The sequence below is a fragment of the Winogradskyella sp. PE311 genome, from assembly GCF_046545555.1.
In the GTDB taxonomy this organism is placed as follows: Bacteria; Bacteroidota; Bacteroidia; order Flavobacteriales; family Flavobacteriaceae; genus Winogradskyella.
On the sequence record NZ_JBHZTH010000004.1, the window covers coordinates 264,753 to 288,564 of the forward strand.

General features: G+C 31.1%; 25 protein-coding genes and 1 other RNA gene. 13 read left to right on the forward strand and 13 right to left on the reverse strand.

Annotated elements, in window-relative coordinates:
* Window positions 1–99 precede the first annotated feature (99 nt).
* Window positions 100–1,194, forward strand: a complete 1,095-nt coding sequence (locus ACFWU4_RS13825) for a heparan-alpha-glucosaminide N-acetyltransferase domain-containing protein (RefSeq protein ID WP_411128879.1) — start codon at window positions 100–102, stop codon at window positions 1,192–1,194.
* Here the strand turns inward: ACFWU4_RS13825 and ACFWU4_RS13830 are convergent.
* Window positions 1,191–2,114 carry a LysR family transcriptional regulator gene (locus tag ACFWU4_RS13830; protein ID WP_411128881.1) on the reverse strand — a complete coding sequence of 308 codons (924 nt, stop codon included), beginning with the start codon at window positions 2,112–2,114 and terminating at the stop codon, window positions 1,191–1,193. The genes ACFWU4_RS13825 and ACFWU4_RS13830 overlap by 4 nt on opposite strands.
* An 86-nt stretch (window positions 2,115–2,200) precedes the next feature.
* On the opposite strand from ACFWU4_RS13830, the gene ACFWU4_RS13835 reads away from it, so the two are divergent.
* The 5 genes from ACFWU4_RS13835 to ACFWU4_RS13855 all read left to right on the forward strand — a co-directional run bounded on the left by ACFWU4_RS13835 (window position 2,201) and on the right by ACFWU4_RS13855 (window position 5,465).
* A complete protein-coding gene (locus ACFWU4_RS13835) occupies window positions 2,201–2,458 on the forward strand; it encodes a hypothetical protein (RefSeq protein ID WP_411128882.1) in 258 nt (85 codons plus the stop codon).
* 18 nt (window positions 2,459–2,476) lie between these two features.
* Window positions 2,477–2,788 carry a hypothetical protein gene (locus tag ACFWU4_RS13840; RefSeq protein WP_411128884.1) on the forward strand — a complete coding sequence of 104 codons (312 nt, stop codon included), beginning with the start codon at window positions 2,477–2,479 and terminating at the stop codon, window positions 2,786–2,788.
* A 43-nt stretch (window positions 2,789–2,831) separates the two neighbouring features.
* Window positions 2,832–3,794, forward strand: a complete 963-nt coding sequence (locus tag ACFWU4_RS13845) for a sodium-dependent bicarbonate transport family permease (protein WP_411128886.1) — start codon at window positions 2,832–2,834, stop codon at window positions 3,792–3,794.
* Window positions 3,795–4,034: 240 nt separating this feature from the next.
* Window positions 4,035–4,925, forward strand: a complete 891-nt coding sequence (locus ACFWU4_RS13850) for an alpha/beta hydrolase fold domain-containing protein (RefSeq protein WP_411128888.1) — start codon at window positions 4,035–4,037, stop codon at window positions 4,923–4,925.
* 63 nt (window positions 4,926–4,988) lie between these two features.
* The gene (locus ACFWU4_RS13855; protein WP_411128890.1) at window positions 4,989–5,465 is read left to right on the forward strand and encodes a nuclear transport factor 2 family protein; all 477 of its coding nucleotides are present in this window, start codon (window positions 4,989–4,991) and stop codon (window positions 5,463–5,465) included.
* A 102-nt stretch (window positions 5,466–5,567) separates the two neighbouring features.
* Here ACFWU4_RS13855 and ACFWU4_RS13860 read toward each other — a convergent pair whose 3' ends face one another.
* From ACFWU4_RS13860 to ACFWU4_RS13890, 7 genes are all read right to left on the reverse strand, one after another.
* On the reverse strand, window positions 5,568–6,116 hold the full coding sequence (locus ACFWU4_RS13860; RefSeq protein ID WP_411128892.1) for a 1-acyl-sn-glycerol-3-phosphate acyltransferase: 549 nt from the start codon (window positions 6,114–6,116) through the stop codon (window positions 5,568–5,570).
* 1 nt (window position 6,117) lies between these two features.
* Entirely contained in the window at window positions 6,118–7,200 is a 1,083-nt protein-coding gene (locus tag ACFWU4_RS13865) for an iron-containing alcohol dehydrogenase family protein (protein WP_411128894.1), read from the reverse strand.
* Between the two features lie 61 nt (window positions 7,201–7,261).
* Entirely contained in the window at window positions 7,262–7,879 is a 618-nt protein-coding gene (locus ACFWU4_RS13870; protein WP_411128896.1) for a CatA-like O-acetyltransferase, read from the reverse strand.
* Entirely contained in the window at window positions 7,876–8,580 is a 705-nt protein-coding gene (locus tag ACFWU4_RS13875) for an HAD family hydrolase (protein WP_411128898.1), read from the reverse strand. The genes ACFWU4_RS13870 and ACFWU4_RS13875 overlap by 4 nt, the downstream gene beginning before the upstream one ends.
* Entirely contained in the window at window positions 8,571–9,299 is a 729-nt protein-coding gene (kdsB, locus tag ACFWU4_RS13880) for a 3-deoxy-manno-octulosonate cytidylyltransferase (protein WP_411128900.1), read from the reverse strand. The genes ACFWU4_RS13875 and kdsB overlap by 10 nt, the downstream gene beginning before the upstream one ends.
* Before the next feature lie 33 nt (window positions 9,300–9,332).
* Window positions 9,333–9,908, reverse strand: a complete 576-nt coding sequence (locus tag ACFWU4_RS13885; RefSeq protein WP_411128934.1) for a DUF4126 domain-containing protein — start codon at window positions 9,906–9,908, stop codon at window positions 9,333–9,335.
* A 47-nt stretch (window positions 9,909–9,955) separates the two neighbouring features.
* A complete protein-coding gene (locus ACFWU4_RS13890) occupies window positions 9,956–11,395 on the reverse strand; it encodes an ATP-dependent RecD-like DNA helicase (protein ID WP_411128902.1) in 1,440 nt (479 codons plus the stop codon).
* 153 nt (window positions 11,396–11,548) lie between these two features.
* On the opposite strand from ACFWU4_RS13890, the gene ACFWU4_RS13895 reads away from it, so the two are divergent.
* The 3 genes from ACFWU4_RS13895 to ACFWU4_RS13905 are packed head-to-tail and all read left to right on the forward strand — an operon-like array spanning window position 11,549 to window position 13,628.
* On the forward strand, window positions 11,549–12,274 hold the full coding sequence (locus ACFWU4_RS13895) for a hypothetical protein (protein ID WP_411128904.1): 726 nt from the start codon (window positions 11,549–11,551) through the stop codon (window positions 12,272–12,274).
* Between the two features lie 2 nt (window positions 12,275–12,276).
* Window positions 12,277–13,083, forward strand: coding sequence for a DUF3822 family protein (locus ACFWU4_RS13900; RefSeq protein WP_411128906.1), 807 nt, complete (start codon window positions 12,277–12,279; stop codon window positions 13,081–13,083).
* Complete coding sequence (locus tag ACFWU4_RS13905; RefSeq protein ID WP_411128908.1) at window positions 13,083–13,628, forward strand: RsmD family RNA methyltransferase; 546 nt, start codon at window positions 13,083–13,085, stop codon at window positions 13,626–13,628. Before ACFWU4_RS13900 ends, ACFWU4_RS13905 begins: the two co-directional genes overlap by 1 nt.
* Window positions 13,629–13,664: 36 nt before the next feature.
* Here the strand turns inward: ACFWU4_RS13905 and rnpB are convergent.
* Window positions 13,665–13,999, reverse strand: an RNA gene (gene rnpB, locus ACFWU4_RS13910) — RNase P RNA component class A.
* Between the two features lie 101 nt (window positions 14,000–14,100).
* On the opposite strand from rnpB, the gene dnaX reads away from it, so the two are divergent.
* The 3 genes from dnaX to ACFWU4_RS13925 are packed head-to-tail and all read left to right on the forward strand — an operon-like array spanning window position 14,101 to window position 16,992.
* Window positions 14,101–15,825 carry a DNA polymerase III subunit gamma/tau gene (gene dnaX, locus ACFWU4_RS13915; protein WP_411128910.1) on the forward strand — a complete coding sequence of 575 codons (1,725 nt, stop codon included), beginning with the start codon at window positions 14,101–14,103 and terminating at the stop codon, window positions 15,823–15,825.
* Between the two features lie 5 nt (window positions 15,826–15,830).
* A complete protein-coding gene (locus ACFWU4_RS13920; protein ID WP_411128912.1) occupies window positions 15,831–16,409 on the forward strand; it encodes a hypothetical protein in 579 nt (192 codons plus the stop codon).
* Window position 16,410: 1 nt separating this feature from the next.
* Window positions 16,411–16,992, forward strand: coding sequence for a tRNA-(ms[2]io[6]A)-hydroxylase (locus ACFWU4_RS13925; protein WP_411128914.1), 582 nt, complete (start codon window positions 16,411–16,413; stop codon window positions 16,990–16,992).
* Window positions 16,993–17,043: 51 nt separating this feature from the next.
* On the opposite strand, the gene ACFWU4_RS13930 is transcribed toward ACFWU4_RS13925, so the two are convergent.
* From ACFWU4_RS13930 to ACFWU4_RS13945, 4 genes are all read right to left on the reverse strand, one after another.
* Entirely contained in the window at window positions 17,044–17,574 is a 531-nt protein-coding gene (locus ACFWU4_RS13930) for a porin family protein (RefSeq protein ID WP_411128916.1), read from the reverse strand.
* 79 nt (window positions 17,575–17,653) lie between these two features.
* Window positions 17,654–18,559, reverse strand: coding sequence for a Ppx/GppA phosphatase family protein (locus ACFWU4_RS13935; RefSeq protein WP_411128918.1), 906 nt, complete (start codon window positions 18,557–18,559; stop codon window positions 17,654–17,656).
* Window position 18,560: 1 nt separating this feature from the next.
* The gene (ppk1, locus tag ACFWU4_RS13940) at window positions 18,561–20,612 is read right to left on the reverse strand and encodes a polyphosphate kinase 1 (protein WP_411128920.1); all 2,052 of its coding nucleotides are present in this window, start codon (window positions 20,610–20,612) and stop codon (window positions 18,561–18,563) included.
* Complete coding sequence (locus ACFWU4_RS13945; protein ID WP_411128922.1) at window positions 20,609–21,097, reverse strand: SixA phosphatase family protein; 489 nt, start codon at window positions 21,095–21,097, stop codon at window positions 20,609–20,611. The genes ppk1 and ACFWU4_RS13945 overlap by 4 nt, the downstream gene beginning before the upstream one ends.
* 323 nt (window positions 21,098–21,420) lie before the next feature.
* Here ACFWU4_RS13945 and ACFWU4_RS13950 point away from each other — a divergent pair.
* Window positions 21,421–23,812 (forward strand): Ig-like domain-containing protein (locus ACFWU4_RS13950; RefSeq protein WP_411128924.1); only part of this gene is annotated, 2,392 nt, incomplete at its 3' end.

Consider the following 23,812-nt stretch of genomic DNA (forward strand, 5'->3'; position numbering starts at 1 on the left):
AACTACGAATCTACAATTTAATAGTGTATTAGAATGTCTATATGCAGGTATGATCATTAAATCTCTAAATATTACCTTTGTATATCAACCAATGAATAATTGAGTAATACCAAACGTTTATATTTCATTGATGCTGTAAGAGCATTTGCCATCTTAATGATGCTACAAGGGCATTTTGTAGATACACTTATGGATACGCAGTATAGAGATGAGACCAATATTGTATTTACATGCTGGAAATACTTTAGAGGTATTACTGCACCAACATTTTTTACTATTTCTGGATTAATTTTTTCTTATTTACTAATAAAAGCCAACCAAACAGGATGTATTAAACAACGTATGCGAAAAGGATTTTTGAGAGGCCTTATGCTTATTGGTATTGGTTATGCACTTCGTATCCCATTATTTAAATGGCTTATAGGCGAATTTAATACTTACTTTTTAATCATTGATGTTTTACAAGCCATAGGATTATCACTCATTTTAATTGTTTTGATTTATAAATTAATATCAAAATCCACATTACTATTTTCAGTTTTTATGTTGCTGCTTGGTATTACTATTTTTATGACTGCGCCTCTTTATCGCTTTTTAGAATTTGATAAAATCCCAATTGGATTAGCAAACTATTTGACTAAAAGCAATGGATCTGTTTTTACAATAATCCCATGGTTTGGCTATGTCTGTTTTGGTAGTTTTATAGCTACTTTATTTTATAAATATTTAGAACACCCTAAGTTTAAACTATTCACAGTTTTAGGATTCTTTGGCACTGGTATGTTACTAATTCATAAATCCTCATGGTTATTTATGAAGCTTTACTACATGCTAGATTTTCAGTTATTCTATGAAGTAGCAAATTTCAATTATCTATTTACCAGATTAGGTAATGTGTTGGTTTTATTCGCTCTATTTTATCTTATGGAACGTTACATAAAACAACCCTTAATTTTAAAGGTTGGTCAAAAAACCTTATCCATTTACGTTATTCATTTTATAGTTATATATGGAAGTTTTACAGGTTTTGGCTTAAATCAAATTCTGGGACGCACACTTAATCCATGGCAAGCAGTTTTTGGCGCGTTAATATTCTTAGTATCTGTTTGCTTTATATCGTTTTACTATGCGCGCACCAATGCCTTTGTATACTCTGTAATTAGAAAAATAATTAATAAGGTAAAACGCATTTAATAGGCCTTATACCAATCAAAATCCTCTTTCATAATTCTATCTTTTTCAGACTTTAAGAACTCTAAATAAGCCAATGCCGTTGGTGATAATTTTTTTGATTTTTGCCAAACTAAATTCCAGTTAGTTACTATAGGTAATCCCTTATATGGTATAATTTGTAAATCATCATTCTTCAATTCATTTTTTATACCAATAAGTGGCATTATAGAATAACCAAGACCAGCTACTACAGCTTGTTTGAGAGCTTCATTAGAGGTAAGTTCCATTGTTTTCCTCGTAGAAATATTATGACTTGCCATAAAATTTTCCATAGCTTTTCTTGTAGCAGAACCTTCCTCTCGATACAGCATCGGATAACTTTCGAAAATCTTTTTCTTAGCCACTTTATTAATAAATTTATCTTTAGTACCACCTACAAGAAATAATTTATTTTCCATCAGTTGCACTCGGTCTAAATTTAATTGATCTGGGATAACAGAGACCAATGCAAAATCAACTTCATTTTTTTCTAAACTTCTTACTACACTACTCTTGTTAGTAACATCCATAACCAAGTCAACACCTTTATTTTTGTTTATAAAATCTGCTAAAAAATAAGGCATCACATATTTTCCTGTGGAAACTACAGATATTTTTAAACGTCCTGCAATTTGACCTTTAAAGGATAATGTTTTATAATTAATTGCTTGTACTTCATTAAGTATTTTTTCTGCTGCCTCTGCAATTTCCCATCCAAAATCAGTAACATATAATTGTCTACCAACGACTTCTGTTAATGGAATAGAGAACTGTTCTTGGAACTTTTTTAGTTGTATTGAAACCGCTGGCTGGCTTAGAAACAACGCTTCTGACGCCTTAGTAATACTCTTCAGTTGAGTTATTTTTAAAAAAATCTGTAATTGGTGTAAAGTATAATTCATAAATAAAGTTTATGTATGTCATAAAAAAGATATATAAAAATAAATAAATTTTTTGTTTCAACTTTGCATCAACAAAAAAAACTAACATGGAACAATTAAGACAAAATTACTCAAAGGCTAATATGGAAGCCTTAAACGGAAAAGTTAGTGCTAATAAAGACACCGCAAACAGGGAATTAAAAACTAAAGCGATAGCAAGTATTGTACTAATCGCTCTTGGCGGTTTAATTGCACTTTCTTACATGACGAATAACATATTTACTGAAAGAATCGCCGTATGTGCATTCATCATTTCTTGTATTGTATTAATAAAATTATCGAACGAAAACGGAATTAAAAAATAATCTATAAAATAACATATTATGACTGAAACATTAGAACAAAACGTAATTAAGACTGAACAAAAAGTTAATTTGGTAGAAGGAAAATTTACTCCTTCTGAAGCCTCACATGTTGTTAACGCTTTAATTGAACAAAAAATCAATTTTCATAAAGTGCAACGTTTAAGAATGTGTGAAGGTTTTGAAGATTCTGACACAAGCTACATGAATGGTAGAGTAAAAGAATTAATGAATGAAAAACAAATCGCAAAAGACTACATAAACATAGCTAGAAGAGAAGGATATGATGTTATTATCAATGGTACTTTAGAAATTACATTCACAAAAAAATAATCTAGTACTTACAAACCAACCATAAAATCTAGAATTATCTATTATGGATTTACATTTGTTAGTTGATAATTTAACCAACCCAGCGCTCTTGTTCTTTTTTCTGGGTATTATAGCAGTTCAACTTAAGAGTGATTTAGAGATTCCTCCCAATTCATCAAAATTTATTTCTCTATATCTATTACTTTCTATAGGTTTTAAAGGAGGACAAGAATTAGCACATAGCGACCTTAATTTAGAAATATTATGGTCGCTTTTATTTGGCATTTTATTAGCTGTTGCCGTCCCAATTTATACTTACTACGTATTAAGGCGAAAGTTTAGCGTTGCTAATGCAGGCGCCATTGCAGCATCATACGGTTCTGTTAGTGCAGTTACCTTTGTTACGGCAATTTCATTTTTAGAAATGGAACAAATTTCTTTTGGTGGACATATGGTAGCTGTTATGGCATTGATGGAAGCTCCTTCTATTATTATTGGGTTATTATTAATTTCAATTTATGATAAAGATAATCCTGCTAAAATATCAATGGGTAAAGTTGTAAAACACGCTTTAACCAACGGAAGCGTACTTTTAATATTAGGAAGTTTAGTTGTTGGCTTTATGGCGAGTGAAGAACAAGCACAAGGCATTAAACCATTTACAACAGATTTATTTAAAGGGTTCTTGGCTGTTTTTCTTTTAGATATGGGTATTACAAGTGGTAAAAAGCTAGGCTCTTTTCTTAAGAAAGGTTGGTTTGCCCTTGTATTTGCGATAATTGTTCCTATTATAAATGGTGTTATAGTTGCTTTTGTAAGTGCTTCTTTTACAGAAAGTGTTGGTAACAGATTATTATTTGCAATTCTTGCTGCGAGTGCTTCGTATATTGCAGTGCCTGCGGCTATGCGATTAGCTGCACCAAAGGCAAATCCTAGTTTGTATCTACCAATGGCATTAGCAATAACATTTCCCTTTAATATTACTTTAGGCATGCCTTTATACTTGTGTGTTATTCAAATGTGCTGAGAGAGGCGACAAAACATTATGATGTTTTGAGTAAAAAATATTAATATAAATTAAAGGCCTCCTTATTAGGAGGCCTTTTCTCTTTCATAGCAATTAAATCTATCAACCAAAACATTTAATTACCTTTATAACAAAATAAAACCTTGCTACATTTTTATTTACGTAAAATGCAGAGTTGTGGTTTTATTTTTTGTTTTCACCTAAATTAACGGATATAAAAAGATTGCATTAAAGTCTAAAATGATTAGAACATTTTTGAAATTATTAGTTTTAATATTGTGTTTCTCTTTTATTAATTGCGAACAAACGCAATCGAATAATAAAGTAACTAATGTTTCTAAAACTTCATATAAATATAGAGATATAGATAACGAAGAATTAATTTTTGATTATTACAGACCCAAACAATCTATTGAGAATCTACCTTTAATTGTATATGTTCATGGTGGTGGATTTTACACAGGTAAACGCGATGATAAAAATATAGTAAACTTTGCCCATCAATTAGTTAATAATAATTATGCTATGATATCAATATCGTATAGATTGACTAGAGATAAAAAGCTAAATTGTAAAACAAAAACAAAAGATAAAATAAAGGCTTTCGATTCTGTATCTGAAGATATTAGCTATGCTATTAATTTTATTTTAGATCACAAATTGAAATTAAAAGTTGATAGTAGTAAAATAATAATTGCAGGTACCAGCGCTGGAGCGGAATCTATATTAAATTTAGTATATACAACTAACAAAGCTATGCTTCCTGAAAATTTTAAATTCGCTGGTATTATTAGCAGATCTGGTGCTATAAGATCATTGGACGCCATTGATAAGTCATCTTCAGTACCAATTCAATTTTTTCATGGTACTAATGATGCTTTAGTCCCATATGACATTGGTTCTCATCATGGTTGTACTTTAAATGAAGATGGATACCTAAAACTTTATGGATCTAAAGCTATAGCCAACCATCTAAAAAAAATTAACGCGCCATATTATCTAGTAACTCTAAAAAATGGAGATCATGGTATGAATATGCTACCAAAGGAAGTGTTTCTCAATGAATCTTTACTTTTTTTAAATAGTATTAGAGCTGGCACCAAAATTGAACAAACCGAACTTTTCTATTAGAAAAGAGTATATTGGACTATTCAGTAGACATAGCTTTTTTAAACTTGATAAATAATATTATAAATGGATAGAATAATAAAAAGGTTTTATGATTCTTTTACAGACTTAGATGCAGATAAAATGGTGTCGTACTATCATGACGACATTATTTTTGAAGATCCTGCATTTGGTGTTTTAGAGGGCGATAGAGCAAAGGCAATGTGGCAAATGTTATGCGAATCTCAAAAAGGAAAAGACTTTAAAGTAATAGCATCGGACATAAAAGAAAATAGTGATACTGGCTCTGCCCATTGGGAAGCATATTATATTTTTAGTAAAACTGGCCGTAAAGTTCATAATAAGATTGATGCCGAATTTAAGATTAAAGACGGACTTATTATTAGACATACAGATCATTTTAACTTACATAATTGGGCTAAACAAGCACTAGGTTTTAAAGGTTTGATTATGGGAAGAACGTCATATTTTAAATCTAAACTCAATACTCAGACTAATTATATGTTAGATAAATATATAAATGAAAAAAAGCTATCTAGTTAGGACATGGATAGCTTTTTATAAAGTAATGTTTCTTTTTAGGGACTTTAAAAGTTTACTGTATGTTTCATCACAACATGTAAAAGTCAAATTTTATGCCAAAAACTAACTGTAGTCTTGTATTTTGCCTTCCACCCCTTTGTAAAAATTTTTCATAAATATAAAATCTGCTTCTAAATCGTCTGTTGTATAGAAGGGTTCTGATATTCTATTCTGTTTATTTTTAAAATCTAATGTAAACATTATAATTGGGACATTTGCCTCCTTTGCTATATAATAGAAACCTGTTTTCCAAGTTTCAACTTTTTTTCTGGTTCCCTCTGGTGCTAATGTTAAACGAAATTCATCCTCATCTTTAAATAACTTAGCAATTGCTTCAACTTTATTCTGGCCAGGTGTTCTGTCTATTGGCCTACCTCCTATTGCCTTAAAATAATAATTTAAAGGCCACTTAAAAAGTTCTTTTTTTCCAATGAAATTAGTTTTAACGGCAGTTATTTTGCGCAAAAATAAACCTATAAAGAAATCATGCCAACTAGTATGTGGTGCGGCTATAATTACAGCCTTTTTAATGGTATCTTGAGAAAAATTTGTGTTTCCAACAATTTTCCAGCCCCATATTTTAAAATAAATAAATTTTGCTAACCTACGCATATTACATCTTTTTGTAAAGCGTCATCAGTTTTTCTCTTGTTACTTTAGTTTTCCAGTCTTTACCAATGGCATTTTCCCATAATGGCTCTAGACTCAAAGCAACATCTATCATAGTATTTATCTGCTGCACATCCAAATCAGCACAAATACCTTGTGGCAACTCTATATTGTGCTTAGCCTTCATTGCCTTAAACAAGGCAACACCCTCAGGATAATATTCATGTAAGTGATCAAATACAATACAATTACCTATACCGTGTTTAACACCAAGTAAATAACCCAAACCATAGCTCATTGCATGTGCTACACCAACCTGAGAATAGGCTATACTCATACCACCATGCCAAGAGGCCATCATTAGTTTATCTCGCGCATCTTCTGAATTTAAGGTATCATCGAGAAAAATTTCTTTACAAAGATCAAATGCCTTCTCACCATAACTTTGGCTAAATGCATTTAAATATGTACCCTTTAAAGATTCTACACAATGAACAAAACAGTCCATACCTGTATAAAACCATTGGTCTTTTGGTACGTCTTTAGTTAATTCTGGATCTAATATAACTTGATCAAAAGGAGTAAAATCACTATTAATACCTAATTTTCTATCTGGTCCTGTTAAAATTGTAGTACGAGAAACTTCAGCACCTGTGCCAGAAATAGTTGGAATACCAACATGATAAATCGCAGGGTTTTTAATTAAATCCCATCCTTGGTAATCTTTAGACTCACCTTTATTTGTTAACATTAAAGATACTGCCTTTGCAACATCCATTACAATACCGCCACCAATACCAATTATACCAGAAGGCAATTCATTATAATTAAGAATAATATTCTCAACTAATTGGTCTATTTGAGAAGTCTTAGGTTCTTCAGTGGTAGGAATGTAAATAATTTTGTCTTTATAAGACAAGGTTATTCTTGAAGTTAACCATCGGTTACCTTTAAAAACATCATCAACATAAAATATGAATGGTGCATTTCGCCCTTTTCGTTTAGAAGCAAGAATTTCATCGAGTTGATTGAAACTTCCACGTCCAAAAACGACTCTCGACACCATCGGATAATTCTTATATATCATTTATTACTCTCTAATCATTAGCAAAAATAAAAACAAACTTTGTATAAACTATGTCTATAATCTAAGTATTTAAATAAAATTGAAACTTTTCTGAAAACAAACCTACGTGATACCCATCTACTAAGGCATGATTAACATGAACAGATACATTCATAATTAATTTTTCATTCTGATTTGTAAATTTTGAAAATGCAATTTCTGGTACAGACGCTTGTCTGCCAGAAGATGGTTCTTTTTGACTTGTAAAAGTAAACCAAGGTAATGCTGAACAATGAATACAGTCTTCGCTATAAACTGGCGGGAATAATTCATTTGAATTTTGAATCCTTTCTTTTTCTATTTCAAAATTTTTATTAAATATTTGAAAATCTTCATTAAACTTTATGAATGAAAATCCAAAAGTTTTATCATCCCTCATTATTGTAGCAGAAGCATGTATAGTTTCATAATCAACAACATCGTCATTAATTATTCTAAGTCTAAAATTTTCGATAGTATTTACAGCTTTCATACAATCATGCAAATACCTGACGAAAAAACTCACATTTTGTTCTTTTGCAAATCGATAAGCTTTAGTCACATCAAAAGGTATAACTACGCCAAAATAAGGGTCTATTAGTTGCCTAAAATGATCGAAAATTTGTTTCCGATTCCAAGTATGAGTATCTAGTTTTCTCAATATATAATATTTAAGACGTCAGTTATCGTTTTTACAGTTTTAAATGCACTAGAATGACCGTCCTTATGCGAAACTTCTTCATGCTGCCAAGTGGTGTGAAACGGAATATGAATGGCCTGAGATCCCATATTTACAAGAGGTAATACGTCTGATTTTAAGGAATTTCCTATCATTAAAAACTCCGATGGTTCTATCTCTAAATGTTGTAATAACTTACTGTAATTTTTCTCTTCTTTTTCACTCAATACTTCAATATGATGAAAATATTTTAACAAGCCAGAATTCTCTAATTTTCGTTCTTGATCTAATAAATCACCTTTTGTAGCAACAATTAGCTTATAATCTTTTGATAATGTGCTAAGTACTTGCTCGACTCCAACTAATAGCTCAATAGGTTTATTAATCATGTCTTTACCAATTGCGAGCATTTTAGAAATAATATCATTAGAAACTGAACCATTAGACAATTCTATAGCTAATTCTATCATCGATAGTACAAAACCTTTAATACCATAGCCGTAAGTTGGTAAATTTTTAATTTCCATTTTAAAAAGCTCCTGATCTATTTTATTAGGTGTCTCATAAATAGACAGTAATTTACCTACTTCTTCTTCCGCTTCCCTAAAATAAGTTTCATTTACCCAAAGTGTATCGTCAGCGTCAAAACCAATGACTTTTATATTTGTAAAATCTATTTCCACAAGAGTTTCGCTCTTTCTAAATCTTCTGGCGTATCTATTTCAACACCTTGGACTTCTGTTTCTACCATTTTTATACGTTTACCATATTCTAAATATCTAATACATTCTATTTTCTCAGTAGCTTCAATAAATTGCATTGGTAAAATAGTAAAGTCTAAAAGAGCTTCTTTTCTAAAGGCATAAATCCCTTTATGCTTAAAATAACGTGTGGCTACTTCCTTATCTCTAGGAAATGGAATCGGGCTTCGAGAAAAATATAAGGCAAAGTTATTTTGATCTACAATAACTTTAACTGTATTAGGGTTGTTTATCTCATCCCAATCTTTAATTTCTACCATTAAAGACGCTAAGTCTATTCCTCTATCATTATCATCTAAAAATACATCTAAAACTTTTTTTAAACTTTCTTTTTCAGTAAATGGCTCATCACCTTGCACATTAACAACAATATCACAATCTAAATTTGCAACTGCTTCTGCTATTCTATCACTACCAGATTCGTGTTCTTTTTTACTCATTATGGCCTTTCCACCATTATCCACAATTTCATTATAAATTATCTTACTATCTGTAACTACATAAACTTCACTAAAAAGTTGAGTGGCAACAGTAGCTTCATAAGTTCTTAGAATTACAGATTTACCTGCTAAATTCTTCATCAATTTACCAGGGAAACGAGATGCGCTGTATCGCGCAGGTATCATTGAAATGATCTTCATATATCTACTTTGTATGTTATCAAAAATAAGGTTTTAAGATGATTTTGACGACCTGGAATTTAACTTTTTGTAAAGTCTAAAAACAACATAGAATATCAATAAAACTAAAATCATAGCCACTATTGGCAAAAAGATAGATACTACTGCCATAATAATTGAAGTACCAGTCTCTACTGTGGAAATTATTGGATTAGCAAAACCAGCAGTGGACATTGTTGATCCTAATCTTGTCGCTCCTGCTGAACTTTTAATTGCGGCAGCAGTACCACCACCTGCGATTATGGCTAAAGCCCAAGTAATTACTGGACTTAAATCTGCAATTGTTGACACCATAACTGCAGTACCAGCAATAGTTGCCAAGGGTATAGCAAGAGCATCTAAAATATTATCAATAAACGGTATATAATATGCAGCTATTTCAACTATAGTCGCAATTCCTAATGTGATAAGTGCAGTAGTACTGCCAATCCAAACCCACGATTCATTGAGTTCCCAAACATTAAAATATGATGCTAAGCTTAGAGCAAATAAAGGTAAAAAGACTCTGAAACCAACAGAGGCTGCTAATCCAACGCCTAAAAATATACTTAAAATAGTGTCTAACGTTATTTCCATTTGTGAGTTTTTAGATTTTGACTCATGCAAAAATTCTGTCTTTAAATATTCTCTTCTACAAACATATCACCTTTAAAACCAATAAGATACAACTTCTCTTTAGCTCTAGTAATTGCTGTATATAACCATCTTATATAGTCCTTATCCATTCCATTCGGTAAATAAGGTTGTTCTACAAAAATAGTATTCCATTGCCCTCCTTGCGATTTATGACATGTAATTGCATAAGAAAATTTCACTTGTAATGCATTAAAAAATTTATTGTTTTTAACACCAAGGAATCTTTTGTAATTAGACTTTTCCTCTTCAAAATCCTTTGATACCTCTTGGTATAAACGGTTTGACTCTTCATAGCTTAAAGATGCACTTTCTACATTAATCGTGTCTAATAATAAAACCGTTTCAAAGGCTGGCATGCGAGGATAATCTACCATTGTTGCTTTAACCTCTGCAAACCTAAAGCCATATAATTCTTTAATACTAAAAATTTCGAGAACTTCTATAATATCACCATTTGCAATAAAACCAGCTTCTGTTGTTGGTTTTATCCAGAAATAATTATTCTTCACAACCATTAAATAATCACCAGCAGACAATTCACTTTCGTTAAACAAAATACGTTGACGAATTTGCTGGTTATAAGCATTGGCACGTTTATTACTTCTAACTATAATTGCCGTTTCCTCATAACCTTCATTGCTATATGCGTCATTAATAGCATCCATTATTTCGTAGCCATCAACTAGCCGAACGATATCCTTGTATCCATGCAAATTAAATTTAAAACTATCATAGAAGCTGGTTTCTAAAACAGCTCTAAGTTCAGTAGCGTTTTGTAAAATTCCGGAGTCTTGTTCTTGCCTAACCACTTCATCGAGTTCTAATCCCGAAACATCTTTATTGTAATTTAAACTAAGCTTATTAGCATCTAAAGCTGGACTTAAATCAGATTTTACTGGAGGCAACTGAGCCTTATCGCCAATAAGCAATAATTTGCATTGATGACCAGAATATACATACTGCATTAAATCGTCTAATAGGGAGCCATTTTCAAATAGTTTAGAGTCTGATGCTACGTCGGGAATCATTGACGCTTCGTCTACTATAAAAATGGTGTTTCTATGTTTATTAGGTTGCATAACAAACTTTACGCCACCACCTTTATCCTTTTTAGGGAAATATATTTTTTTATGAATAGTGAAGGCTTCCTTTTTAGAATAGTTGGAGATTACTTTAGCAGCCCTTCCTGTTGGAGCCAATAAAACAGCGCTTTTTTTTGCTTGCCATAAATTAGAAACAACGGTTCCTATTATACTCGTTTTACCAGTACCAGCGTAACCTTTAAGTAGGTAAATGGAATTTGAAGATTTGTCAAATAGAAATTGAGATAACTGCATCAATACCATATCTTGTTTAGATGTTGGCTGAAACGGAAATTTAGATTTTAACAGTGTGTAAAATGCAGACGCATTAGTAATCATAGAAAATTAATATGAAGCAAGATAGCATTATTCTCTATTTTCTAATCATTTATCTTATTTGCTTCTTATATTTTAATGATTTTTGTTTCGTATAGTTTTTGCGAACAAAAAAAAATTGTAGATTTGCGAGAGACCTAATTAATAAACATATATATGAAAGTAATTATTATTCTTGTACTTATTATATTATTAACCATTGGAATTGTTTGGTTAATTGACAAATTTGTTCCTAAAAAATTAAAACCTGTTATAAACATAGTACTTTGGGCGTTAATTATATTTTTAGGATATATCACATTTATGTCTGTTTATAAAGAAATTAAGTTTAATCAATTAAAGGTTGAACGATACAAAAATGTAATCAATCGTCTTGTAGATATTAGAGATTCTCAGTTGGCTTATAAAGATGTAAACGGCGAATATGCAGGAGATTTCACAAAGCTAATTGATTTTGTAGAAAATGGTCAAGTACCAATTACACAAAGAAGAGATACTTTAGTTTTAGATGAAGTTAAAACTAAAGCTTTTGGTGGTGTTGAAACTATGATGACTTTAACACTTATTGATACGTTAAGTTATTATACCGTTAAAGATTCTATTTTTAAGGGTGATACACGTTATAAAACTATGGCTGATGTAGGAGTTGGCAAAGAAGGTGCTAAGTTTAAATTACAAGCAGGAAAGTTAGATGATATCCCTGTTTTTGAAGCAAGCGTTGATAAAGCAATAGTTTTATTTGACCAAGAAGCATACTTAATAGAAAAGGAAAGACAGGCATTTTCTATTGCTGGTGTTAAAGGTCCTTCAGTAAAAATAGGTTCTATGGAAGAAGTAAACACCAGTGGAAATTGGGGTAAAGATCTTTCAACTAAAGAATAATTTTGAAAAAAAATAATATTAAAGAGTTGTCCATTCAAGTTAATTTGAATGGACTTTCTTTTTGTATTTTAAATAGGTCTAATAACACTATCGAAGTTCTTACATCTATAGCCTTTGAAAATAAATTAACACCATTTGAAACCCTTAATCGTCTTAAAAAAGAACTGAGCAGTAATACCAGTTTTTCCGATAACTTTAATGCTGTTACTGTAATACACCAAAATGAGTTAACTACCATAGTACCTAAAGAGTATTATGATGAAAATCAGAAGGTTGATTATTTAAAATTCAATGCTAAAATCCTTAAAACAGATTTTATTACGCACGATAGTATAGCCATTAATAATAGTATTAATGTTTATATACCCTACGTAAATATTAACAACTACATTTTTGAAACTTTTGGTGAATTTATTTACAAACATTCTTCAACGTTATTAATAGATTCTATACTTCAAAAAAGCGATATCTCGGAAGGTCCAGTAGTTTACATAAATGTTAATACTGCTACATTTGAACTGTTAGTTTTTAATGAAGAAAAATTGCAATTATCAAACGTTTTTGAATATCATAGCAAGGAAGACTTTATATATTATGTTTTATTTGTTTTTGAACAACTTGCATTAGACTCTGAAACCGCTAAAGTTAAACTCAGCGGATCGATAAGTAAAGAAGATGATATTTATAATATATTGTACACCTATGTAAGGCACATCGAGTTTATAGATATAAATATTAACTATAGTTTTACAGACACAATAAAAAAAGATAATTTACACTCTTATTACCTAATTCTTAACGCTTTTTAATGCGCATAATATCTGGTCAATTTAAAGGCAGAAGAATAACTGCACCAAAAAAATTACCCGTTCGCCCTACAACAGACATGGCAAAGGAGGCGTTGTTTAATATTTTAAATAACCTATACTACTTTGATGATATTTCGGTTTTAGATTTATTTTCAGGAACAGGTAATATTAGTTATGAATTTGCCTCCAGAGGCACGCAACAAATTATTTCAGTTGATGATAACTACGGTTGTATCAGATTTATTAACGAGACATCAGAAGCTTTTGAAATGCCTATAAGTACTATAAAAAGTGATGTTTTTAAATTTCTTGAAAAATCAAAACAAAAGCATACTATAATATTTGCCGACCCACCTTATAATTTTGATATAGATACCTTTTCAAAAATTCCAGAATTAATATTTCAAAATCAATTATTAGAAGCTGATGGTTTATTAATTGTTGAGCATTCTAAGCATACTAGTTTAAGTCATTTAGAACATTACTCCTATTCAAAAAGCTATGGAGGTAATATGTTTAGTTTTTTCGATTTAGAAACTGAATAAAAAAACAATGCCTCTTGAAAATTCAAAAGGCACGTTTATTTAAGTAAATCTATAAGCCGAATTCTGTACATTTTCTTTTCAGGAAATAATTTCTAGAAAAAAAAAGCCCCTATCATTTATCTGCACTTACTGTTACCAATAAGCTTTAGCTGCCTACCCTCTAACAATCGCGCGTGTACGCTCAAACGTTAGTATACATGACATTGCACCTCATAGAGTTTACCTGGTTTCACTACAGCATTACCTGTACATACTTTCTGTTGCACTTTTCCTAACCTCGCGGTTGATGGCTGTTAACCATTATGATTGCACTATGGTGTTCGGACTTTCCTACCCTAAATAAATTTAGAATCGATAAGGCGAATTACTTAAGGCAAAAGTAATGAAATTGTTAATAACTCATATTAAATTTAAGCCTTCAAAAATGGCTATTCAGAGGTAATTCTTAAATTTGTAATTCAGTAAGTTTTCAATGGAACATTTTGTAGTATCAGCACGCAAATACAGACCACAAACCTTTAAGGATGTTGTAGGTCAGCAAGCTATTACTAATACACTACTAAATGCAATTGAGAATAACCATTTAGCGCAAGCTTTATTATTTACAGGCCCTCGCGGAGTTGGTAAAACAACGTGTGCAAGGATCCTAGCTAAAATGATAAATAGTGATGGTAATACGAGTGAGGACGAAGATTTTGCCTTTAACATATTTGAGTTAGATGCTGCATCAAATAATTCTGTTGATGATATAAGAAGTTTAACAGACCAGGTAAGGATTCCTCCGCAAGTTGGTAAGTATAAAGTTTATATTATTGATGAAGTGCACATGCTGTCTCAAGCCGCCTTTAATGCATTTTTAAAGACATTAGAAGAGCCACCTAAACACTGCATATTTATATTGGCAACAACAGAGAAACATAAAATAATTCCTACTATTTTATCACGTTGTCAAATATTTGATTTTAAGCGTATCACTGTTACAGACGCCAAAGACTACCTAAAATACATCGCCAAAGAACAAGAAGTAATTGCTGAAGACGATGCACTTCATATTATTGCTCAAAAGGCTGATGGTGCAATGAGAGATGCTCTTTCTATTTTTGATAGAGTAGTAAGCTTTTCTGGAAAAAACTTAACTCGACAAGCTGTTACAGAAAACTTAAACGTATTAGACTACGAAACATATTTCACAAGTACTGATTTTATACTAGAAAATAAGATACCTGAATTGCTTGTGCAATTCAATTCTATATTATCTAAAGGTTTTGATGGACACCATTACATTGCAGGATTAGCTTCTCATTTTAGAGACCTAATGGTGTGTAAAAATCCTGCTACAATAGAGTTATTAGAAGTCGGTGACGATACTAAAGTAAAATACATAGAACAATGCAAGAAAACATCAAACAGCTTTTTGATGAAAGGTATACAATTAGCAAATGATTGCGACTTAAAATACAAAACTAGTAAGAACCAACGCTTACTCGTTGAGTTAACACTTATGCAACTTGCCTCTATCACTTTTGATGGAGAAAAAAAAAACAATAAGCACTTCATAATACCACCTTCATATTTTACAGCTAAAGGCATTACTCCAATTACTATAAATAAACAAAAAGTTAAAACAAAAAAAACGTTTACTTCTGTTTCTGAGACAGAAGACATTTCTTCTAAAGAAACCATATCGGTTGTAAGTACAGCAATTACTGCACCTAAAATAAGTATAGATAAAGGAAAAAAGTCAACATCCGGACTATCACTGAAAAGTATTAGAGAGAAAAAAGAACATTTAATTCGTCAAATGGATGTTGTCATTGATGAAGACGATTTGCCAAAAGAACCTGTGACACAAGAAGCCTTGAACCAAGCATGGAAAATTTATACCGAGCAGATGGATAAAAAAGGTGAAAAAATTATGGCATCTATTCTACAGATGGACGCACCAAAATTAGAAGGTACAACTATCTATTTAACGTATTCAAATAATACTAATAAAATTGAATTAGAACGCGCTGAGTTTCCTCTAATGGCTTTTTTGAAGAAAAAACTTCTTAATTACGACTTAAAGTTAGATATTACTGTTAATGAAGAAATCGCTAAAAAATATGCATTTACTCCTCTAGAAAAGTACGAAAAACTAAAAGAGAAAAACCCAAATATAGAATTGCTTAAAAGAACATTTGGATTAGACATTTAACTGAAATGAGATTAATAGTATTACTTTTTATATTAATTATAGGTTTTACAAGCTGTGAAGGGAGGAAAACCCAAAGACAAGCTTTAAATGAGGATATAGCAGAATTTAAGAAAAATATTACTATTCAAAAGGATGTTTACCAACCTGAAACATATACGGAACACGAAGTAGATACTTTGTTAAGTAATGGATATCGGATAAGAATAAAAACCTATTCTGATATGGAAAATACTGTACTGATAACCAAAATAATAGATACTATAAATTATCAAAATCACTATAGGCAATACAAATTCGATATTTTAATTGAGAAAGAAGGCCATTCTATCTTTAATGAATCTTTTGATAAATCAAAAATAAACACATTATTAGGAAATAATTCTAAAGGTATTAAAAACTCTTTAAACAAGAATTTTGAAAAACTAGCTATTTTAAAATCAATTCAATTAAAAGATTATATTTCTGAAGACTACGTATTAATAGATTTAGGTTATGCTATACCTGAGAAAGACATTATCGATTGGTATACTTTAAAAATTGATAAATACGGGAATAGTAGTTTTATTACAACTAAAATAAATTAAAATGTTAGGTCTTAAACTTCCGACAGACCCAAGATGGGTTAATATTGTCGAAAAAAATATTAAAGATATATTAATAGATCACGCCTATTGCGAACAAAAAGCGGCTAGTACAGCAATTTCATTAATTATAAGCTTTCCTGAATACACAGAACTGGTTGAAGAAATGATAGAGTTGGTGAATGAAGAAATGAGTCACTTTAAAATGGTTTATGATCTTATCTTAGAAAAAGGTTGGATACTTGGCAGAGATCGTAAGGATGATTATGTAATAGCTCTAATACAGTTTTTTCCAAAAGGAGGAAGTAGAACCACTCAATTGGTTCATCGCCTCTTATATGCAGCCTTAATAGAAGCCAGAAGTTGTGAACGTTTTAGACTACTTTCGGAAGAATTAGAAGATAAAAAACTAGCTAAATTTTATAGAAAATTGATGATTAGTGAAGCTGGCCACTATACGATGTTTTTAAATTTTGCAAGAAAATATGGTGATCGAAATGAAGTTGATAAAAAATGGCAACAATTACTCGAGTTTGAAGCAGAAATTATGAAAGGATTAAGCAATAAAGAATCAATTCATGGATAAAAAAAGCCTCAACTGATGTTGAGGCTTTTTTTAATATATATTTTCCTTTTTCTAAATCTTTATTCCAAAACCAAACTGCATTACATGGTTTTTCGCCTCAAAAGATGTGATATCTTCATTTAGTATATTTGACAAGCCATAAGAAAAGCGAGCATCTACAAACAACTCGCTTGTAATCATATATTCTGCTCCTATAACACCAGAAAATGCTAGCGTATTAAATAAGTCTTCATTTTCCCAAGTCTTTAATGCAATTTGCGGACCTGCGCCAAAAGATAAACGGTCTGTAACAGATAGCTTTAATAGGATAGGCAATTGTAAATAATCAGCTCTTATATCCTCATCTTTACCACCTTCGGCGGACCACTGAAGTTCAGTAGTTAAGGTTATATTTTCAGATAAATTAAAATCAACAAAACCAGCAAAAGCGAAACCATTACGGTGTTGATTGACAAAATTTGGTGCTGGTTCAAAATCTAAATTAGAGACATTTAAAGCTCCTCTAACTCCATATTGTATGTCTTGTGAGAAACTGAATGATGCAGCGCTTATAAAAAGCAGTATTAGTAATTGTTTTTTCATAATATTCAATTTGAGGTATTAGCATTTCTTTAAACTAATTATTAGTCAAAGATATATAAAAAGTACAAAATTGCTAAAATTAGACTAAAATACTCGATACAGTTTCGTGGTAAATACTTTTTATAATACCGTCGGATAAACCAATTTTTGGAACATAGATATCTTTCGCCCCACTCCACTTCATTGCAGATAAATATATACGAGTTGCTGGTATAATTACATCAGCTCTATCTTGGTTAAGGTTTAATTTAGTAATACGCTCTTCGTAAGAATAGTTCTGAAGCATTTTATAGTAACTAGTTAAATAAAAATAGGTCAATGGCTTGCCAGCATCTTTACCAGAAATCTTAAAAATCTTATTGATATTACCACCAGAACCGATGAGCTCTATTTTATAATATTCTTTTGTATTTTCTTTAACCCATTGCTCTAATTCTCGCCATGTTTCATTTTTTACGATATCATTTAAGAGTCTTACCGTACCTATTTTAAAAGATTTTGATTTAATTTTTACTCCATTGTTAATAATAGAAAATTCAGTACTACCACCTCCCACATCTACATACAAATATGTTTTATTAGGGTCAATAAATCTATGCAAATCTGTCTCTGCAATTATTGCCGCTTCTTCTTCACCATCAATAATATCAATTTTAATATTACATTTTTTTGAAATCATATCAACAAGTGGAGCACTGTTTTTTGCTTCTCGCATAGCCGATGTTGCACACGCTTTGTAACGGACTATACCATGAGATTTCATTATTAAACTAAATGCAGTCATTGTATCAACCATTCTATTCTGATTATATTCTGATATTTCTCCATTTAGGAATACATCAGAACCCAATCTAATCGGCACACGTACTAACGAATTTTTTTTAAATATTACAGGCTCATCATCTTGCTCAATAATATTAGATATTAATAATCTTACAGCATTAGATCCTATATCTATTGCTGCATATTTCTGAATCTTCAGCATACTATCCTTCTAGTTTGTTTATATAATATTTATAAGTATCGTATTGCGCTCTTATCATTTTCTTATCATTATTAACATATTTATTATCCTGGTCTTTATTAATAATGCGCGCTTTCACATTATCATTCCAACAGATATCATATAATTGTTGTAACTCTTGCTTTATATCTTCATCATATACTGGGCAACTAACTTCTACTCTATTATCAATATTCCTGGTCATCCAATCTGCTGATGAAATATAAATTTTTGGATCATCATTGTTAGAAAATATGTATAACCTTGTATGCTCTAAGAATTTGTCTATAATACTAATAATTTCAATATTTTCGCTCATGCCTTTAACTCCAGGAACCAGACAACAAAGGCCTCTTACTATCATTTGCACTTTAACACCTGCTCTACTAGCTTCATATAGTTTGTCAATCATTTTATAACTACTTATGCTATTCATTTTCAATTTAATGAATGCATTTTTACCGCTTTTAGCATTAGTTATTTCGTTGTCAATGAGTGCAAATAATTTTGATTTTGTATAATGTGGTGACGTAATTATGTGCTTATATCTATTCACCTTATAATTCACCTCAAAAAAGTTAAAAACCTTATTTACGTCTTTTAATATTTTTGAATTGGCTGTTAATAATGTAAAATCAGTATAAATTTTTGCCGTAGACTCATTAAAATTTCCTGTACTTATAAAACCATAGCGCACTAATTTATCTTTCTCCTCTCTCTCAATTACACACATCTTACAATGCACTTTTAATCCAGGAACACCAAAAAGCATTTTTACACCTGCATCTTGCATTTGCTCTGCATAATTAATGTTTGCCTCCTCATCAAATCGCGCTCTAAGCTCTATAGATACAGTAACTTTTTTACCATTTTTAGCAGCATTTATAAGAGAACTAGCTACGTGAGATATTTGTGCAAGTCTATAAATTGTAATTTTTATTGTTTTAACCTTTGGATCTAATGCCGCTTCTCTTAAAAATTTTACGATATAAGAAAAGGTATGATAAGGTGTATAAACCAAAAAGTCCTTATTTGCGATAGTTTTAAAAATACTTTCCTCAAAACTAAGTCCTTTAACTGGTAGGGGTTTTATTTTAGAATAAAGCAAATCAGTTCTTCCAAGACTAGGAAAATCCATATAATCTCTTCTATTATGATAACGCCCGCCTGGTATTATACTGTCTGTAGACTCTATTTCCATGCGCTCTAGAAGAAAACTAAGTGTTTTTTTATCAATATTTTTATCATATACAAAGCGCACAGGATCGCCACTTTGTCTATCCTTTACACTTTCTGATAACTTATCAATAAAACTTTTACTTAAGTCACTATCAAAATCTAGCTCACCATCTCTGGTTATTTTAATCATATGAGCAGATATGGTGTCGTAATTAAAAATATTAAATATATCATTTAAGCAGTAGCGCAGAACATCGTCTAACATTATAATATAGTTCGTATTATTTCTGCTAGGTAAAACAACAAAACGATCCATTGCTTTAGATATCTCAATAAGCGCATATTGATCAACATCAGAGTTAGACATTTTAACTGTTAAATAAGCTGCACTATCTTTAAGTTCTGGAAGGTCAATATCTTCATTAAGTATAATAACGACCAATGCAGGACTGATTTCTTGGTAAAAGTAGTTTTTCAAAAAAACTTCCTGTTCACTATCAATAGCAGTCTCTGTAATAATATGAATATTTTCTTCTTCTAGTTGAGTTGTAATTGATTGTAAAATTTCGAGACTTTCACTTTGTTGCTCAATTACAATTTTTGTAATTTCTTCTAAAAGTTCACTTGCTTTAATACCACCTAATTCACTCTTAGCTCCTTTACCAGCTTCGTCAATGCGTTTAACTGTTGCATAGCGTACTTTAAAAAACTCATCTAGATTATTAGAAAATATTCCTAGGAATCGTAAACGCTCTATCAAAGGTACGTTCTCATCAGCGGCTTCTTGTAATACTCTTGCATTAAATTGCAACCAACTTAATTCTCTATTTATATAAACGTTTTTGTCTTTTGTCATTCTTTTAATTCCTTTGGAATAATTATAAGTTCAGTAGTTCCTTGTTTAAGTTCTTCCCATTTATCAATTTCAAATTTAAGCTTTACCAAACCAGCCGTTGGTAAATTTAAAATAGAGCTATCTCCATATAAATTGGTTATTGATGTAAATGCGTGATTATGACCAAATATCATAATTTCATTAATATTATCTGGTAATTTTTTAATAAATGATATCACATTCTCACCTCCAAAATCATATAAATCACTCACTATGATTTCAGAATTTTCTGATAATTTAAACCGATTTATAAATATTTTACAAGTTTCTAGGGCTCTTTTGGCCGAACTCGAGAAAATTCTTTCTGGCACGCTATTATTGAGAATATAATGGGTTGCAACGCGTTTAGCATCAGACTTACCTCTTGATTTTAAAGGTCTTTCTTCGTCACTTACGTTATGTTCCCATGAGGATTTTCCGTGTCTTACTAAGATGATTTTTTTCATAAAATATCGATTAAATGCAAATTTTTTCGACAAAATGTTGCTTATTTCCGTTTTAACGATTAAATTGCCGCTTTAACTCGAATGTTTGTTTATGATTTAAGTTATAAGTTCTTTTGTTTCGTGTAAAATTAATGTAAATGACCCCAAATCTAAAATATATTAATCCATTCTATATTACATTTACGTTAATTGTACTTCCCTCTTTTTAGCAAAAAAACAAATAACAATGCTGTTAAATCTTCAATAGGTTTTACTACAAAAATTGTAGTTTAAAATATTAGTGCTTTAACAACATCGTAGACATTATAGTTATTATGTATAATATGAGAAATAAATACAATTATGTTTCTATGGTAAATATAACTAAAGCTATAATAATAGCTCTTGTACTTATTATACCAAATCTGCTTTTAGCGCAAGCAAACTCGCAGGCATCTTCTATACAGACAGATGTATCGTTTCAGTGGGAAGATACTCAAGGAGCAAATTTAAATAGTTCGGCTACTATTAAGTCAATTACTATTAGCGGATTAGAGTACAACACATTTGTTGTGCCTACAAGTTATGAAATGACACGGCTAGGTCCAGATGGGCCTGCATCAAATAGAATAAAGCTTAATGGCCCTAATCTTCCTGGTAATAGTAGTGGGGCAAATTGGATTACAGATGCTACAGCTGCATTTCAAGATAAAAACTTAAATCATTATTTTACGGCAAATCCTAATGGGCGTAATATCTGTTCAGACTCAATTGCTGCACTAAATACCGACGCACAGAAACAAACAATTTTTTATAGTCCATCCATACCTTCTAATGCTGATGCTGTATTAGCAGTTACAGAAAGAGGAGCAAATAATTGCTTTTATCTAGAAGTTTGGGGAACTCCTGCAGGTGGTGGACCTGAAGAAAAACTCGGAGCAACTTTTGTAAGAAATGTTGGTAATTATACTGGCTGTACTTATGCTCCACCATTGCCAGGTTCAGATTATTGGCACTCTGGTCGTTGTAATGAAAATGGACAAACTGTTGGGATTGCGCTCTTCTATTTAAATGATATTGCCCCAACAGGATCAAAGATTACAAAAATTGAATTTATTGCTGCTACTCGAGATCATGGTGATGGCAAATTTTTTATTTTACAGAAATATGCAGAAGATCAGGAATCAACAAGATGTTTAAATGAAACTTTTAATGGTGATTTGTCTAATGATACAAATGTACCGGATAATTCGACTTACACCCTAGTGAGTGGACCAACACCGGCAGGTCAATCATTTACTTTAAATTCAAATGGAACTTATGAATACATTCCTTCAACAGGATATATAGGAGATGTTAACTTCTCATATGAAGTCTGTTTACCTGCTCCCAATAGCAGTGTTTGTGATACTGGTAATGTAACTATGACTTTTATTGATTTACCACCTGACCCTGCTTTTACAATCAGTTGTGGATCTTCGTACGATGATTTTATTGTTACAGTAGATAGTCCTTTAGGGTCTGAGTTCGAGTATTCATTAAATGATGGAGTTTATCAAGATTCTCCAATATTTAATGACCTTAATCAAGGTACTTATAACCTATTAGTTAGAAATAAATTAATCGGTTGTACCACTGCATATAGCAGCAACCCTGTCTTATTAACACCACTTGAATTAATTGGTACAACAACTGATATTTTGTGTAAAGGTGAAAATACAGGTGCTATAGATATCACTGTTTCAGGTGGATATCCTCCATATACTATTTCATGGAGTAATTCAGCCACTTCAGAGGATATCGACAGTTTATATGCTGGCGATTATACGGTGACAATAACAGATACTACTGGTTGTTCTATTAATGAAACATTTACTTTAAATCAGCCAACAGAAGATTTAGAGTCTTCAATATCTGCTACTCAAATTTTATGTAATGGTGATAATACAGGTACTATAGATTTAACCATATCTGGTGGTACAGGACCTTATACAGTTTTATGGAACAATAATTCTACAGATGAAGATCTTAATAATCTCATAGCAGGGACATATATTGTCACTATTACAGATGCCAACAATTGTGAAATAACTGACGAGATTATTATAACTGAGCCTACTGATCCATTAAATGCCAGCGTTAGTAGTATTGAGAATGTGGATTGTTCTGGTAGCAGTACGGGAAGTTTTGTTATTGAAGGATCTGGTGGCACTGCTCCATATACTTATAGTGTTAATAATGGTGTAAATACTCAATCAAGTGGGTTTTTTGAAAACCTATCAGACGATTCTTATACTGTATTAGTCACAGATGCAAACAATTGTACTTTTACATTAAATGTAAATATCGATACTGACGATACTGAAGATCCAACGATTTCAGTTCCTAATGCTTTTATAATAGAGGGGTGCTCAACGTTAGATATTACCTCTGATGACGTTAATTTAATATTTAATTATTCAGAGTCTCAATCTGGTGATATTCAGTCTTCTTTTGCAACCAACTCTGAATATATTGCTTCTGATGATGCTTCAATTCAAAGTATAACATATATAGATATTACTACAAGTTCTAATAATTGCCCACTAGTAGTTTTAAGAACTTTTACCGTAACAGATGATTGTGGGAATACAGCTTCTGCGACGCAAACCATTACTGTTGAAGATACAACACCACCTACTATCACAGCACCTGCTGATGTAACTATCGAGTGTACAGATGATGAGTCTTCTGCTA

What these genes read in the sequence shown, in the direction of transcription:
- ACFWU4_RS13935 (WP_411128918.1), bottom strand. Translation starts at nt 18,559, where the DNA reads ATGCTGAAGATTCAGAAATATGCAGCAATAGATATAGGATCTAATGCT.
- ACFWU4_RS13895 (WP_411128904.1), top strand. Translation starts at nt 11,549, where the DNA reads ATGAAAGTAATTATTATTCTTGTACTTATTATATTATTAACCATTGGA.
- ACFWU4_RS13925 (WP_411128914.1), top strand. Translation starts at nt 16,411, where the DNA reads ATGTTAGGTCTTAAACTTCCGACAGACCCAAGATGGGTTAATATTGTC.
- kdsB (WP_411128900.1), bottom strand. Translation starts at nt 9,299, where the DNA reads ATGAAGATCATTTCAATGATACCTGCGCGATACAGCGCATCTCGTTTC.
- ACFWU4_RS13860 (WP_411128892.1), bottom strand. Translation starts at nt 6,116, where the DNA reads ATGCGTAGGTTAGCAAAATTTATTTATTTTAAAATATGGGGCTGGAAA.
- ACFWU4_RS13905 (WP_411128908.1), top strand. Translation starts at nt 13,083, where the DNA reads ATGCGCATAATATCTGGTCAATTTAAAGGCAGAAGAATAACTGCACCA.
- ppk1 (WP_411128920.1), bottom strand. Translation starts at nt 20,612, where the DNA reads ATGACAAAAGACAAAAACGTTTATATAAATAGAGAATTAAGTTGGTTG.
- ACFWU4_RS13830 (WP_411128881.1), bottom strand. Translation starts at nt 2,114, where the DNA reads ATGAATTATACTTTACACCAATTACAGATTTTTTTAAAAATAACTCAA.
- ACFWU4_RS13835 (WP_411128882.1), top strand. Translation starts at nt 2,201, where the DNA reads ATGGAACAATTAAGACAAAATTACTCAAAGGCTAATATGGAAGCCTTA.
- ACFWU4_RS13850 (WP_411128888.1), top strand. Translation starts at nt 4,035, where the DNA reads ATGATTAGAACATTTTTGAAATTATTAGTTTTAATATTGTGTTTCTCT.
- ACFWU4_RS13845 (WP_411128886.1), top strand. Translation starts at nt 2,832, where the DNA reads ATGGATTTACATTTGTTAGTTGATAATTTAACCAACCCAGCGCTCTTG.
- ACFWU4_RS13890 (WP_411128902.1), bottom strand. Translation starts at nt 11,395, where the DNA reads ATGATTACTAATGCGTCTGCATTTTACACACTGTTAAAATCTAAATTT.
- ACFWU4_RS13945 (WP_411128922.1), bottom strand. Translation starts at nt 21,097, where the DNA reads ATGAAAAAAATCATCTTAGTAAGACACGGAAAATCCTCATGGGAACAT.
- ACFWU4_RS13920 (WP_411128912.1), top strand. Translation starts at nt 15,831, where the DNA reads ATGAGATTAATAGTATTACTTTTTATATTAATTATAGGTTTTACAAGC.
- ACFWU4_RS13840 (WP_411128884.1), top strand. Translation starts at nt 2,477, where the DNA reads ATGACTGAAACATTAGAACAAAACGTAATTAAGACTGAACAAAAAGTT.
- ACFWU4_RS13855 (WP_411128890.1), top strand. Translation starts at nt 4,989, where the DNA reads ATGGATAGAATAATAAAAAGGTTTTATGATTCTTTTACAGACTTAGAT.
- ACFWU4_RS13865 (WP_411128894.1), bottom strand. Translation starts at nt 7,200, where the DNA reads ATGATATATAAGAATTATCCGATGGTGTCGAGAGTCGTTTTTGGACGT.
- ACFWU4_RS13930 (WP_411128916.1), bottom strand. Translation starts at nt 17,574, where the DNA reads ATGAAAAAACAATTACTAATACTGCTTTTTATAAGCGCTGCATCATTC.
- dnaX (WP_411128910.1), top strand. Translation starts at nt 14,101, where the DNA reads ATGGAACATTTTGTAGTATCAGCACGCAAATACAGACCACAAACCTTT.